This window comes from Thiofilum sp. (assembly GCF_016711335.1).
Classification (GTDB): Bacteria; Pseudomonadota; Gammaproteobacteria; order Thiotrichales; family Thiotrichaceae; genus Thiofilum.
This window is the reverse complement of record NZ_JADJTF010000001.1, coordinates 3,070,189-3,085,272: the sequence shown is the minus strand read 5'-3', so window position 1 is coordinate 3,085,272 and position 15,084 is coordinate 3,070,189. Positions and strand designations below refer to the sequence as shown.

General features: G+C 42.9%; 13 protein-coding genes. 11 read left to right on the top strand and 2 right to left on the bottom strand.

From position 1 onward, the window contains the following. Positions 1–10: 10 nt before the first annotated feature. The 7 genes from IPL34_RS14595 (at position 11) to IPL34_RS14565 (ending at position 7,179) form a co-directional block, all read left to right on the top strand. On the top strand, positions 11–1,354 hold the full coding sequence (locus IPL34_RS14595) for an aminodeoxychorismate synthase component I (RefSeq protein ID WP_296842182.1): 1,344 nt from the start codon (positions 11–13) through the stop codon (positions 1,352–1,354). Beyond that, the gene (gene pabC, locus IPL34_RS14590) at positions 1,347–2,138 is read left to right on the top strand and encodes an aminodeoxychorismate lyase (RefSeq protein ID WP_296842181.1); all 792 of its coding nucleotides are present in this window, start codon (positions 1,347–1,349) and stop codon (positions 2,136–2,138) included. The genes IPL34_RS14595 and pabC overlap by 8 nt, the downstream gene beginning before the upstream one ends. After that, a complete protein-coding gene (mltG, locus tag IPL34_RS14585; RefSeq protein ID WP_296842180.1) occupies positions 2,135–3,271 on the top strand; it encodes an endolytic transglycosylase MltG in 1,137 nt (378 codons plus the stop codon). Before pabC ends, mltG begins: the two co-directional genes overlap by 4 nt. After that, positions 3,268–3,903 (top strand): dTMP kinase, encoded by a 636-nt coding sequence (gene tmk, locus IPL34_RS14580; protein WP_296842179.1) that lies wholly within the window; start codon positions 3,268–3,270, stop codon positions 3,901–3,903. The genes mltG and tmk overlap by 4 nt, the downstream gene beginning before the upstream one ends. After that, on the top strand, positions 3,900–4,853 hold the full coding sequence (gene holB, locus IPL34_RS14575; RefSeq protein ID WP_296842178.1) for a DNA polymerase III subunit delta': 954 nt from the start codon (positions 3,900–3,902) through the stop codon (positions 4,851–4,853). Before tmk ends, holB begins: the two co-directional genes overlap by 4 nt. A gap of 19 nt (positions 4,854–4,872) precedes the next feature. Further along, complete coding sequence (locus tag IPL34_RS14570) at positions 4,873–5,214, top strand: PilZ domain-containing protein (RefSeq protein WP_296842177.1); 342 nt, start codon at positions 4,873–4,875, stop codon at positions 5,212–5,214. A gap of 657 nt (positions 5,215–5,871) precedes the next feature. Further along, positions 5,872–7,179, top strand: coding sequence for an inner membrane CreD family protein (locus IPL34_RS14565; RefSeq protein WP_296842176.1), 1,308 nt, complete (start codon positions 5,872–5,874; stop codon positions 7,177–7,179). Here the strand turns inward: IPL34_RS14565 and IPL34_RS14560 are convergent. Next, positions 7,174–7,551, bottom strand: a complete 378-nt coding sequence (locus IPL34_RS14560) for a hypothetical protein (protein WP_296842175.1) — start codon at positions 7,549–7,551, stop codon at positions 7,174–7,176. The genes IPL34_RS14565 and IPL34_RS14560 overlap by 6 nt on opposite strands. Before the next feature lie 87 nt (positions 7,552–7,638). Between IPL34_RS14560 and IPL34_RS14555 the strand changes: the two genes are divergently transcribed. Next, a complete protein-coding gene (locus IPL34_RS14555; protein WP_296842174.1) occupies positions 7,639–10,272 on the top strand; it encodes a hypothetical protein in 2,634 nt (877 codons plus the stop codon). Between the two features lie 133 nt (positions 10,273–10,405). Here IPL34_RS14555 and icd read toward each other — a convergent pair whose 3' ends face one another. Then, complete coding sequence (icd, locus tag IPL34_RS14550; RefSeq protein WP_296842173.1) at positions 10,406–11,656, bottom strand: NADP-dependent isocitrate dehydrogenase; 1,251 nt, start codon at positions 11,654–11,656, stop codon at positions 10,406–10,408. 147 nt (positions 11,657–11,803) lie between these two features. Between icd and IPL34_RS14545 the strand changes: the two genes are divergently transcribed. The 3 genes from IPL34_RS14545 (at position 11,804) to IPL34_RS14535 (ending at position 15,070) form a co-directional block, all read left to right on the top strand. Beyond that, positions 11,804–12,265 carry an NUDIX hydrolase gene (locus tag IPL34_RS14545; RefSeq protein WP_296842172.1) on the top strand — a complete coding sequence of 154 codons (462 nt, stop codon included), beginning with the start codon at positions 11,804–11,806 and terminating at the stop codon, positions 12,263–12,265. Continuing rightward, on the top strand, positions 12,266–13,339 hold the full coding sequence (mnmA, locus tag IPL34_RS14540; RefSeq protein ID WP_296842171.1) for a tRNA 2-thiouridine(34) synthase MnmA: 1,074 nt from the start codon (positions 12,266–12,268) through the stop codon (positions 13,337–13,339). Between the two features lie 129 nt (positions 13,340–13,468). Beyond that, positions 13,469–15,070 (top strand): ABC transporter substrate-binding protein, encoded by a 1,602-nt coding sequence (locus IPL34_RS14535; RefSeq protein WP_296842170.1) that lies wholly within the window; start codon positions 13,469–13,471, stop codon positions 15,068–15,070. Positions 15,071–15,084 lie beyond the last annotated feature (14 nt).

The following is a 15,084-nucleotide window of genomic DNA, read 5'->3' as shown; positions in this document are numbered from 1 at the left end:
ACATCGGCTAGTGCTGCATTACGTCTTAGCGGGCGAGTATTCATTACTTGCCCTGCATCAACACAACTCCACACTCTATCCCTTCTTACTAGAGAGCGTTGCTAAAGGTGCTAATGCGCGTTTTAGTATTTTGTTTGCTTATCCCCAACAACGCTTAGCCAGTCATGTCATCGGTGATGCACAGTTTTTAACTGAGTTACAAAACCAGTGGCAACAAACAGCCGCACAACCAAAGCTAAATAACTCAATACCTGATCTTTATGAGTTGCCGTTTAAAGGAGGCTGGTTCGTCTATCTGGGTTATGAAATGGCGCAAAGTATTGAGCCAGTATTGCGTCTAACTCCCGATGTACAAACCTTACCGCTTGCTTGTGCAGTGCGAATTCCTGTGGCTGTGATAGTTGACCATCAGCTACATAAAACGCATGTTATAGCCGAGCCGGATTTTGCTGAGGAATTTAATGAACTAAAGCAGATGCTCTCTAATCAAGTTGTGGGGCTAGTAGCCGAGCAAACCGCATTACAAAGCGTGTTAATGCAAGAAGATGCACCCGAACGATTCATACAGGGGGTAGAGCAGGCTAAAGAGTACATTGCAGCAGGTGATGTGTTTCAAGTGAACTTATCACGCGCTTGGCAAGGCTATACGGATTTAAGTGCTAGTGTTCTCTATCAACAATTACGCCAAGCAAACCCCGCCCCCTTTGCTGGACTCGCTGATTTTGGTGATTTTAGTATTATCAGTTCCTCACCTGAACGCTTAGTACGGGTACGTGCAGGTGTTGTAGAGACTCGCCCTATTGCAGGGACACGTTCACGCGGTAAAAATGAAGCCGAGGATTTACGCCTATTACAAGAATTGATTAATCACCCTAAAGAACGTGCCGAGCATGTCATGTTAATTGATCTAGAGCGTAATGATATGGGGCGTATTTGTCGCTATGGCTCGATTAAAGTGGATGAAATGATGGTGATTGAGAGCTATCAACATGTACATCATATTGTTTCTAATATTCGCGGCGAATTAGCTGCACAGATTACCCCTTCTCAGGTACTACAGGCGGTATTTCCGGGGGGAACTATTACTGGATGCCCAAAAGTACGCTGTATGGAGATTATTGCTGAATTAGAGCAAACCGGACGCGGTGCTTATACGGGGTCTATGGGCTATATTAATCATGATGGCTCAATGGATGTTAATATTCTCATTCGTACTCTAACGCTTAAAAATCAGCATCTCGTATTTAGAACCGGAGCAGGGATTGTGATGGATTCAGTACCTCAGAATGAATTAAAAGAAACTCGTCATAAGGCGCGTGGCTTATTACGTGCCTTAGGGGATTATCATGCTTAGTATCCCCGTCGATGATCGAGGGCTAGCCTATGGGGATGGAGTATGGGAAACGATTGCAGTTAAAGCAGGAAACCCTTTGCTATTAGAGGAGCATTTAGCTCGCTTGCAATGGGGCTTAGAAGCGTTAAGACTAAAAGGGTTGGATTTAACTTTATTAAAACAACAACTATTAGAAGCCTGTAGCGCTACTGAGCGCGGTGTGCTCAAAGTCATCGTCACTCGCGGTAGTGGGCAACGCGGTTATAATCCTGTGGGTTTAAATGAACCACGCACTATTATACAACTCAGTCCAGCCCCCCGTTACCCCCCAGAGTATGCGAGTCAGGGCATTGTATTAGGCTTAGTGACAGGGATACGCCTTGCTTATCAGTCTTATCTAGCAGGTTTTAAACATCTGAATCGTTTAGAGCAGGTATTGGCACGCGCTGAATGTGAGGCTCACTGGCAGGAAGGATTGGTCATGGATCATCATCATCATGTGATTGAGGGTACTATGAGTAATCTTTTTATCTATACTCAACACCAAGTACTGATAACCCCTCCAATAGAAGCTTGTGGAATTGCAGGCATTATGCGAGCGCAAGTACTAAAACTAGCTCAGCAGAGCAGGATGGATGTACGAATTCAAAACTTACGAGTACAGGACGTGCTCAATGCTCACAGTGTGTTTATGACTAACTCGGTCATTGGTTTATGGCCGGTTAGGGAATTTAGACAGCAACACTATGTCATAGCCGATAGTATTCAAACCTTACAACAGCAATTACAACCTTACTGTTTATGAAAAAAGCATTATTGACCGGATTTAGTGTGGTTTTACTGTTGGCACTTTTAGGTGCTGGCTACGCTTATTGGCACTATCAGCAATTTTTAGATACCCCATTACCCATCACACAAACTACTCATTTCACTGTGAAGCAGGGCAGTAGTGTCAAACGGGTTGCGCAAGATTTGCGTCAGGCTAATTTATTACCCCCGAGTGCTTTGGATACCTCCGAGTGGCTAGTTCAAGCTCATGCACGGCATGAAGAGTATGCGAGTAAAATCAAAGCAGGGGAGTATGAACTGACTCCGGGCATGACGATTGATGATGTGTTCAAGCGTTTTATTTCGGGTCAAACCGTGCAGTATCAACTATCGATTATTGAGGGTAAGACCTTTAAAGATATTGTGCGTACTATCAAAACCCACCCAGATCTACAGCAGACACTCACTGATGCTGATTATGCCAATCTCATGCCCTTATTAGGTCAAACACAATACCCTCATCCCGAAGGTTGGTTCTATCCCGATACCTATCACTTTCCGCGCAATATGACTGACAAAGAGTTTTTACAGCGTAGCTATAACACCATGTATGAGTATCTCATGCAGGCATGGGATAAACGCCAACCTAATACCCATATTAACACCCCTTACGAAGCCTTAATTCTCGCTTCAGTGGTAGAAAAAGAAACTGGAGTACCTGAAGAGCGTCCTTTGATTGCAGGGCTATTTTTAAATCGCCTAGCTAAAGGTATGCTGCTGCAAACCGATCCTACCGTCATTTATGGTCTAGGTGATCAATATGCTGGCAATTTGCGTAAAGCCGATTTGCAACGTGATACTCCTTACAATAGTTATACCCGCAAAGGCTTGCCACCTACACCGATTGCTACACCTAGCAAAGCAGCGATTGATGCCGTGATGCATCCTGCGCAAACGGATGCGCTTTATTTTGTGGCGACAGGCAATGGTGGGCATAATTTCTCCAAAACCTATGCAGAACATCAAAGAGCGGTAGCGAGTTATTTAAAAGAAATTCGTAGCCAGTCAAAACGCGAATCTTCCGCGCCCCCTACTGCTAATACCACCACAGACACGACCACTCAGCCTAATGCTAATGCAGAGGTTCTTGAGTTACAGGTGCAAGAATGAAACGTGGATTATTCATTACCTTTGAGGGCGGCGAAGGAGGGGGGAAAAGCACTCAGTTACCTATAGCGGCGGAGTATCTGCGCCAACAAGGGATTGCAGTGATTATGACACGAGAGCCGGGGGGAACCGTAGTAGGGGAGAGTATCCGTGCGGTATTACTTAATCCAGAACTACCCGCTATGCACCCCGATACTGAACTCTTACTCATGTTTGCTGCTCGTAATGAACATATTCAACGCACTATTTTACCCGCTTTAAATCAAGGGCAGTGGGTATTATGCGATCGCTTCACCGATGCTACTTATGCTTATCAAGGCTTTGGGCGCGGCTTAAATCAAGACCGTATTGCTAAGCTTGAAACATGGGTGCAAGGCGTATTACGTCCTGATCATACCTTATTATTTGATTTGGCTGTGGATATAGGGATGGGGCGAGCCAAAAAGCGCGGGGCAGCGGATCGTTTTGAGCAAGAGCACTTAGCTTTTTTTGAGCGTATCAGAGCAGGGTACTTAGCACGCGCACAACAATACCCACAACAATATCGTATTGTTCAGGCCGAACATTCACTCGAACAGGTGACCGCGCAAATGTTGCACTATTTAGATGAGTTTATGGCTGAGGTAGGGCGGTGATTTACCCTTGGCATGAAAGTACATGGCAATTAGTACAACACGCTAAATTAGCCGAACGCTTACCTCATGCGTTATTGTTTAGTGGAGAAGATGGCTGTGGTCATGAGGCTTTTATTGAGGCACTGAGACATAGCTTACTATGCCTCAACCCCACTCATGAAGGGTTTGCTTGTGGTCACTGTCGTAGTTGTGAGGTTTATCAAGCAGGTGCACACCCCGATCAACTCTGGATTAAACCTGCTGAAGATAAAACAACAATTAGTGTGGATAGTGTTAGAGAGCTAGGGCATTTTCTAACTTTAAGTATTAGCTATAGCCCTGTGCGAGTGGCTGTCATTAGCCCCGCCGAGTACTTAAATACTAATGCGGCTAATAGCCTGCTTAAAATGCTAGAGGAGCCGACGCCTAATACTCATTTGCTACTATTGAGCTATCAGCCCGGTCGGCTATTGCCTACTATTCGCAGTCGTTGCCAACAATTACGTTTAGCCTTACCCAGTACTGAGCAAGCGATAATATGGCTAAAGACTCAAACACTTCAGCATGAACCTGAAGTGCTATTAAGCCAAGCCTTAGGTCGTCCCTTGTATGCTGTCACTTTAGACCAAGGAGAGCAGGTTACTCAACAGCAAGCCTTTATGACACAACTGGCTCAAGTGCTGATGAGACAGGGGAGCCTGATAGCCTTTGCTCAGACATGGCAAAAATACTCGCGTCACGAGCTATTAAATTGGCTTTATATAATCTTACAGCAGCAATTAAAAGTAACTTATGGCTTAGGGGAGCAATCTAACCATCCCTTACAAGTATGGTTAAGTAGTTGTTCTAGCGGGCAATTATGGAAGCTCATGCAGCATTGGGAAACTTTAAAACCTTTAGCTGATCATCCGATTAATAATCAGATTTTTATAGAAACTATTATTGCTCAATGGCAGTTAATTAAATCATAACAATAACTTAGAGTTAACTATGGCTATTATTCCACCTAAACGTTTAGCTTTATTATTAGATAATGCAGATCAATTATATTGTCATTACATGCCGCATATTAAGGACGGGGGATTATTTGTACCTACACAAGAAGCACTAGAGTTTCATGAGAATGTGGTGATTCAGGTGTCATTGCAGTCTGAAAATAAAAAGATTCTAGTGCCGGGTATAGTGGTCTGGATTACGCCACCGAATCATGCTAGAGGCGGCGTTGGAGTACGTTTCGCGGGTGAACAAAAAGCTACCGTAAAGCGCTATATCGAGACATTAATTGGTAAACGTCTGCTAAGCCCCAATCCTAATCTAGTCCCTGTATACTAAAATTGAGCAAAAAACGTCCTCTTAAGCAAGGTTTTTACTATGTAAGGCTACCAATCTAATACTTATCACTTTTCATTATAATGTATATTATGTAAAATAATGTAATTAGACTCCAATATAGGCTTAGGGCATACCCTCAACTGGGCTAAACACCTACCTTTTTATCAAGACGACTCATTTATATAAGCCACGAACTCTGTCTCTTGGGTCTTTTGGTCAATAAATCACACAGCATTATTAGAACAAATGTTGCACCAATTTTTAGCGAGCCATATAAGCGATCATTTCAGTACACAAGAACCGAAATTTTTTGTATTCGTACCATCGTGCCGCCATAAAAAATCAATTTGTTATGTTAGATAGATGCAAAAAAACTTTAGCTCTATGGCTTAAGTTGTCTAGTTCCTAATAAATTGAAGCTCTATCGGTTCTGAGTCAAGCACAGTATAGTCTACCCTTTTGAGCCTCAATTACGTAAGATTGATAAGAATTAATATTATTAAATATCAATAACTTAAAACCATATATTAAAGTTAATTATTACATATTATAACGGTATTTATCATTGGTAGCCCCTTATATTTTCCCGTCTGGGAGCGTCTTTTGCTGCTATAGTTGGCATCTTGTGCGTTAGTCTTTTGGGGAATTATGCTGTCATTGTTCAATACACTTAGTGCTCGGATTGGTTTGGTAGCATGGGCTGCTGTTATTTCCACCCTATTCCTCATGGCTACCCTACACTACTTGCAGCAAGCCCCTAAAAGTACAGTGACTAACCTAGAAAACCTTAAGCCGCAACATATTACCGCTCCCCTGTTAGTCATTCCTTATGTCGATCATTTTGTTAGTGTTGAAACGGTGACCGATAAAGAAGGTGCTTCTAAAGTGGTCAGTAAAGATGTTTACACCGATCATACGGCGGTTTTACTGCCCACTGAGTTAAATATTCGCACTACCATCAATACGGATCAAAGTGCTTTAGTTATTTTGACCGGTAAATTTGATTATCAAACGTTGACTGACCCCAATTTGGATAATGAACGCAATATTCGCTGGGATAAAGTACAACTACTCGTGGGCCTCAAAGATTTGGGAGCCTTACAAAATCAAGTCAAAATGTTTTGGAATAATGAACACTTAGACTTACAAGCCGATACCCAAGTTTTACCTGCATTAGGAGCGGGTTTTCATGTACGTTTACCGGAAACTAAAGAACAAGCCCGCTTTCAACCGTTTGAAATTCAATTACCCCTGCAATTAGGCTCCTCTTTAACGTTTACGCCAGTGGGACAAAAAACTGAGTTGACGCTTTCCATACCCCAACAACTCAATATTCAAGCAACTGGTGTTAGAAAGCCTCAAGGTAAGGCGCTCAATAACACTATGCAGATTTGGACTTGGCAGATTCCTGCTCTTGTTCGAGGTTATCCGGCTTATTGGGTACTAGATCAAATAAAACCCTTTGATTTACATCAAGCCCCGTTTGGGATTGAGCAAAAGACAACGAATCCTTTGGAAATTGTTTGGGGACGTTTAATACAGTGGAGTTTTGTTTTATTGGGTTTAGTCCTATTAGTGGCTTTAGTACTAGAATTATTGTCGGGTCGAACATTACACTGGCTACACTACGTGATAGTAGGTGTGAGTGTAAGTTTAATGTATTTACTGCTAATGGCATTAGAGGCGCTTTTACCTTTTGCGAGTGCTTTGCAATTAAGCCTAGCTGCTTTGATAGGCTTCAATAGTATTATTCTTGGCTTAGTCTTGGGTGGTCGTGCCTTAGTTATTGCGGGCATACTTTATAGTGGCGTGCTGATGAGTTTTTATTACCTGACTACCCTGCCCGCTTATGGTATTTTGGGGATAGTGCTGAGTACTGGACTGTTAGGATTATTATTAGTGTTAGGCTCAATACGTCATCTTAACCCTCATGAATCTAGTGAGCACTCTGAAGAGCTTTCATAAATTACACCGCATCGGCTCACCACTACGTAAAAAGCGCTGTTGTTGTTTATTATAGTGGTAAATGTAGTAACAAGGATTAATACCGCCATAACTAATACTGGTTAATAAGGCTAATTCTCGAACTTTATCCTTATCAAAATCGCCATATTTAATATAGCCGCCTTGATACTCCTGCCATAAGAAAGGATTCACAGGAGCGACAGGTTTTAGGGCTTGGTTATTAATGCTTACTAGCACCATACGATCTGCAACGATGACCTTAGCTTGTATCAATGGAGCGACTTGAAATTGAGCAATAGGTCGACGTTCAGCGCTCCACGCAGGGTTCAGTAAAAAAGATACCAATATAATGATGCTTGTGGGAATTTTCATCGTATTATCCTAGTCTATACTTATCAGCTATTATAGATTAACTAGATTTTGCAGCCTCTATTTAAGACGCTATAAGGGACACAACTCATGTCTATAACAAAACCTTTAATAAATGGTATCTCACGCGCACTACGGCGAGCGGTGACTTATTACCAAACGGATCTATCACCTACTAAGGGCTATGCATGCGCTTGTCGTACCCAATTAGGTTTAAGTAGTTGCGCTGAACATGCTCAACAGCAGTTACAAGCTGAGCCGTTAACCATAGCACTAAAAAATATCCAACAGCGTTCAAAGCTTTGTCGTGGCTTAAGTACTCAGAAGGTAGGCTGGCAACAAGGTCTGGGTATTTTACTGTTAGCAACTGTTACAGGCTGCGGAGGTGGGGGCGGTGGTGGATCACCTACACCCACACCTACACCTACACCTACACCTACACCTACACCTACACCTACACCTACACCTACACCTACACCTACACCTACACCTACACCTCTAACAGGAAAATTGTATTTGGATGCGGTGTCAAGTGGTTTAGAATTATTGCCACTTGGCAATGTTAGTTACTCTAATTCAACCAATGCAGCTACCACTAACGATGGCTCATTTACTTACCTTTCAGGCAGTAATATTAGTTTTAGTATAGCGGGCACAACTTTTGGTCCGATTGCAGCACAACCCTCCATGACCCATAAGCAGTTAGCCTCTGCTTTATGCACGGGTTCTACTCAGCCTAATTGTGCAGCTAATGTAGAGTCTAATATTAAAAACTTAGCCGCCTCATTAGATACCGATGCGAATGGAACTAATGGTTATGTGCTTTCTACACAACAAACTACTCTACCTAATTTAAATTTTACCCAGTCAACGGCTTTATTCGCAGATACATTACAAGCCGCAGGCGTTACCTTAATACCAAGCTTTACGCCCTTTTTAGGCATTAATTTAGAAGAACCTCAGCCCGAACATGACAGTGTAGGAGGTCAACCTTTACCTTTTGTGGATGTATTTCGTGTAGCACGTCCTTTCAAAGAATACTCCTGCCCTGATATTACTTATGATAGCAATGGCTGGCCAACGACTATACCTACAAGTTGTGCCTCTCAAGCCAATGCCTTTTTAAAATCTGCTACAACTGGAGCGCTACGCAATGTGCCTGTAGGAGCTATACCAGAAGGGCAATATATTGTTCTTTATGAGGGTTCAGGTACATTGGCTTATTCTGGACTAGCGCGGGGTACGAATACTCAGACCGGACGAGATGTGATTGAAGTAGCGATTAGTAGTCGTTCTGCTTCTGATCAGTCAGCAGGCATTCGTCTACAAATTACTGCTACTGACCCTGCTAATCCACTTCGCAATATCCGTATTGTGATGCCCGGTGGTATTTGCGCTAGTAATATCTATAAGCGTGTTAATAGTGCTACAGACTGTGCGAGTGGCGACTATCAGTCCTTTGAAACGTCTTTAGCTAATCGTAATACTGTTGTTTTCAACCCTGATTTTTTACGTGAGCTGCGTAACTTCAAAGTATTACGCACGATGAACTTTATGAAGGCAAGCCCTGCACATGCCTGCTCTGGTACTGGAGACGTATACAATACCTGCTTGTTGCAACCCTTTACATGGTCACAACGCAGCACATTAGATAATGCGGTCTGGGGGGCTTCTGGGGATTCTGATTCACCCTTACTAGAACGTTATGGGCGCGGTGTACCCTTAGAGGTCATTATTCAATTAGCTAATACTCTCAAAGTCGATCCTTGGTTTAATATTCCTCATAATGCTGATGATGACTATGTGCGTCAATTCGCTACTATGGTCAATGCTCGTCTTGATCCTACCCTAAAACCTTATATCGAATATAGCAACGAAACGTGGAACGGCATTTTTTGGGCAGCGCTTTATGTACGTAAAAAAGGTATGGACTTAGGTCTAGGTGCGCTTTATCCGAGTGCACCTGAGTTTTGGGCGGGAGCGCTTTATACCGCTAAGCGCTCGAAAGAAATATTCGCTATTTGGACTGATGTATTTGGCACTAATAGTCGCTTTGTACGGGTATTAGGGAGTTTTTATAATAATGTCGATTTATCGCGCAACATGCTTAATTACGACAATACTGCAAGTGTGGTAGACGCCTTGGCAATTGCACCGTATTTTCAAGGCTGTTGGGATCGCGTTCCTAGTGCCTGTACAGAAGCTAATGCGCCTAAACTACTTTCTCAAGTGACTCAGGTAGATGATATTTTTGAGATTATTAATAACGCTAAAGACCCTTATGGTTTAAATGCAATTATTGAGAAAATAAAATTACAACAAGCAGTTGCAGTGGCTAAAAATGTTAGTCTGATTGCGTATGAAGGCGGACAACATTTAGCAGTCAAGTGGCCTAGTAAACCTTTACGTAGTAATTACAGTAGTGATGCCGAGTTTAATGCTGCTTTAGCAGCCTACGAGACAGAGATAACTAGGCTTAATACAGTTCGTGCCTTATTTGAAGCGGCAAATCGTGATCCGCGTATGGGCGATGCGTATACAAAATTGCTGACTGAGTGGAAGAGTGCGGGCGGAAAGTTATTTGTAGCCTATACCCTACCTCAAAGTTTCCATCAGTGGGGAAGCTGGGGGATTAAAGAGCATTTAAATAAGGCGCGTGCAGAATCGCCTAAATACGATGCCCTGATGCAATTTCAAGAGACTTGGATGAAAGCTTGGTATTGAGTTTAGTGTATTTAGTTCTGTTAGTAGAGCAAATACGGTTAAAGTACAAAAGCCCCAATTGGGGCTTTTGTATAAGGATAATCTTAATTATCTAGCAAACTTAGTACTTAAATGAGTGATCACCAATAAGTGACTACATATGCTCAATAATATTATCGCCAAACTCAGAGCAGTTCAGCTCTGTTGCCCCATCGATTAAGCGAGCAAAATCGTAAGTTACCTTACCTGAAGCAATAGCACCTGCTACCCCTTTATTAACTAAATCCGCTGCTTCAACCCAGCCCATATGACGTAACATCATTTCAGCCGAGAGAATAATAGAAGAAGGATTGACTTTATCTAAGCCTGCGTATTTGGGAGCTGTACCATGAGTCGCTTCAAACATAGCGACACTATCAGACAGATTAGCGCCTGGGGCAATACCAATACCCCCCACCTGAGCGGCTAAAGCATCAGACATGAAATCGCCATTGAGATTTAATGTAGCTACAACGGAATAATCTTGGGGGCGTAGTAAGATTTGTTGCAGGAAATTATCCGCGATCACGTCTTTGACTGTGATAGTCGCACCGGTTTTTGGATTGGCAAACTGACACCAAGGTCCACCATCAATTTCAACCGCACCAAACTCACGTTTGGCTAGCTCATAGCCCCAGTTTTTAAACGCGCCTTCGGTGAACTTCATAATATTGCCCTTGTGGACTAAAGTGACCGAGCTGCGGTTATTGTCAATCGCGTATTGCAGCGCTTTACGCACAAGGCGTTCAGTACCTTCGCGTGATACAGGCTTTACCCCAATACCTGAGGTTTCAGGGAAGCGAATTTTTGTAACACCCATTTCCTCGGTTAAGAACTTAATCAGTTTCTTAGCCTCAGGTGTTTCAGCAGCCCATTCAATTCCCGCATAAATATCTTCAGAATTTTCGCGGAAGATTACCATGTCGACTTTTTCAGGTTCGCAAACGGGGCTAGGTACACCATCATAGTAACGTACAGGACGTAAGCAAACATAAAGGTCGAGATCTTGGCGTAATTTCACATTAAGAGAACGGATACCACCGCCTACTGGTGTGGTAAGTGGTCCTTTGATCGAAACCACGAACTCTTGTACAGCTCTAGTGGTTTCTTCGGGTAACCACACATCTTCGCCATACACTTGGTTGGCTTTCTCACCTGCATAGACTTCCATCCAGCTAATTTTGCGTTTACCGCCGTAGGATTTTGCTACTGCTGCATCCACTACTTTTATCATAGGAGGGGTTATGTCGACACCGATGCCGTCCCCTTCAATAAAGGGAATAATAGGATTATCAGGAACATTTAATGAGTAATCTGCATTAACGGTAATTTTATCGCCCGCTGGAACTTTGATTTTCTGATACATTACTTTAATCTCTCCTAAAGTTTTGGCATTTGTTCTCGACATGCGATCCGCATTATAAAGCATAATCATCGGAGAAAGGATGCAAAATAAGCGAATTTATCGTAAATCATCTAGCTCAATACGAGAATCTGTTGGAGTATCAATTATATGGTGTGGAAGCCACGAGTCACTGTTGCCAGTGTAGTAATGCAAAATAATAAATTTTTAATGGTTGAAGAGCTGAGCCAAGGCAAAGTTGTCATTAATCAACCCGCTGGTCACATGGAGCATGGTGAGTCACTCTTAGAAGCAGTGTATCGTGAAACACTCGAAGAGACAGGTTGGCGGATTAAACCAACAGCCTTATTAGGCATTATGCATTGGCAACGCGATGATCCAGACCGTGTTTATTTGCGCTTTAGTTTCTTGGCAGAAGCGATTGAGGCGGTTGAAAATGCTGTTATTGACTCTGATATTCGTGCGGTGCATTGGTTAACATGGGATGAGATTGTATCTGAGCAGTATTTTAAATTGCGCAGTCCTCTAGTGATGGAGACTTTAAATGCCTATCGAGCTGGTATACGCTATCCGTTGGAATGTTTGCATTATTATCAAGGTGGGGCTGAGTAAATGCGCCGAATTATAGTAGGGATGTCTGGGGGCGTTGATTCTTCAGTGGCTGCTTACTTGTTACTTCAACAGGGTTATGAGGTTGAAGGGCTGTTCATGAAAAATTGGGAAGAAGATGATACTGCAACCTATTGTGCGGCACATGTGGATTTAGCGGATGCTCAGGCAGTAGCCGATAAGTTGGGTATTAAGCTGCACACCGTTAATTTTGCTGCTGAATATTGGGATCATGTTTTTGAACACTTTTTAGCTGAATATCAAGCAGGACGTACCCCTAACCCCGATATTTTGTGCAATCGAGAAATTAAATTTAAGGCTTTCTTGGATTTTGCCTTAGATCTAGGAGCAGATGGTATTGCTACAGGGCATTATGCAAGGGTGCGACCATTAGCATCGGGTGAGTTTCAATTATTGCGGGGTTTAGATCAAAACAAAGATCAAAGTTATTTTTTACATGCCATTGGGCAATATGCGTTAAGTCATGCCCTCTTCCCTATTGGTGAGTTAGAAAAACCAGAAGTACGCCGTATCGCTGAAGAGCAAGGTTTTGTTACAGCACGCAAAAAAGATAGTACCGGCATTTGTTTTATTGGCGAGCGCAAATTTAGAGATTTTTTGCAAAAGTACCTACCCGCTCAACCCGGCGAGATAGTAACACCTGAGGGAAAAGTATTAGGTAAGCATCAAGGTTTAATGTATTACACGCTTGGACAGCGCCAAGGTTTAGGTATTGGCGGGGTGAAACATGCCACAGAAAACCCTTGGTTTGTAGTCGATAAGGATTTGAATACTAATCGTTTAGTGGTTGCTCAAGGGCATCAGAATGATTGGTTATTGAGGTCTACGCTGGAAGCTGAACAAATACATTGGATTTCAGAAAGATCCCCTGCTTTGCCTTTGGCGTGCACTGCTAAAATTCGTTATCGGCAGTTGGATTCAGAATGCTATGTGCAGGCGTCTGATTCTGATTGTTTGCAAGTAAGATTTGAAGAACCTCAAAGAGCGGTTACTCCGGGGCAATCGATTGTTTGGTATCAGGACGAGGTTTGTTTGGGTGGTGCTATTATTACTTGATTTTCTGTTTTTATTTCTTTATTTATTTAACATAATTTAAATTATAAGATTTTTTATAAAAACCTTGACCAATTTTAATCTTTACGCGCATAGTCTCTCTATACGTATATAAACTGGAGGAAACCTTTTATGAGTCTGAAACGCTCTATCATTACTACTTTGTTACTAAGTACTTTAGCCACCTTCTCTACCAGCTTTGCCGCTGATAAAACCTTTGTCTACTGTGCAGAAGGCTCCCCTTCAGGCTTCAATCCGCAATTTTATACTGATGGCACTACCTTCGATGCGGCGGGTCAAGCCCTTTATAATCGACTCGTTGAATTCAAGCCGGGTGAAACCAATGTTAGCCCTGCTCTAGCGGAGTCTTGGGAGGTTAGTGCTGATGGCACTCAATACACCTTCAAACTGCGCAAAGGTGTTAAATTTCATACCACAAAAGATTTCACGCCCACGCGCGAGCTGAATGCAGACGATGTGGTCTTTTCTTTTAATCGCCAACTCCTAGCGGATCACCCTTATCACAAAGTATCTAATGGTTCATATGAGTATTTCACGGGCATGTCTATGCCCGATTTACTGAAATCAGTAGAGAAAGTCGACGACTCCACAGTACGCTTCACCCTCAAGCGCCCTGAAGCACCGATGATGGCGAATCTAGCGATGGACTTTGCCTCGATTCTATCGGCTGAATATGCGGATGCGATGATGAAAGCAGGCTCACCAGAAAAGGTCGATAATGATCCGGTCGGTACGGGACCTTTCCAATTAGTGGCCTATCAAAAAGATGCCATGATTCGCTACAAAGCTAACCCTGACTATTGGGAAGGCAAACCTAAAATCGATAATCTAGTCTTCGCTATCACCCCTGATAACGCGGTGCGTTGGCAAAAATTACAAGCGGGTGAATGTCATTTAATGCCCTTCCCTAATCCCGCCGATCTTGAAGCCATGCGCAAAAATCCAGACATGCAGGTCTTAGAACAAGAAGGCTTAAATATTGGTTATTTTGCTTACAATACGCAGAAAAAACCATTTGATGATGTGCGCGTGCGTAAAGCCCTGAATATGGCTATTAATAAACCTGCCATTATTGATGTGGTGTATCAAGGCGCGGGTAAAGTTGCTAAAAACCCTATCCCTCCGACCATGTGGAGCTATAACGAAGCCACACAAGACGACCCTTATGATGTAGAAGGTGCTAAAAAGCTGCTAGCTGAAGCAGGTGTCAAAGATCTCAAGACCAATATTTGGGCTATGCCTGTACAACGCCCTTATAATCCTAATGCACGGCGTATGGCTGAAATGATTCAAGCCGATTGGAAAGCGATAGGAGTAGAGGCTGAAATTGTTACCTACGAATGGGCAGAGTATCTAGAGCGCTCCAAAAAAGGCGAACACGATACTTTGCTGCTAGGCTGGACAGGTGACAATGGTGATCCTGACAACTTCCTAGCCGTTCTGTTAGGTTGTGATGCGGTTAAAGATGGTTCTAATCGTGCCTTCTGGTGTAATCAAGAGTTCAATGATTTAATCATGAAAGCTAAAACCCTCAGTTCGCAAGAAGAGCGCGCCAAATTGTACATGCAAGCTCAGGAAGTATTCAAAAAAGAAGCACCTTGGGCGACGATTGCTCACTCTGTGGTGCATGAAGTGGCACGCAAAAATGTTACGGGTTACAAACAATCTCCCTTTGGTCTGCATCAATTCAAATATGTAGATTTAAGCGAATAACTGTCTGTTAGCGC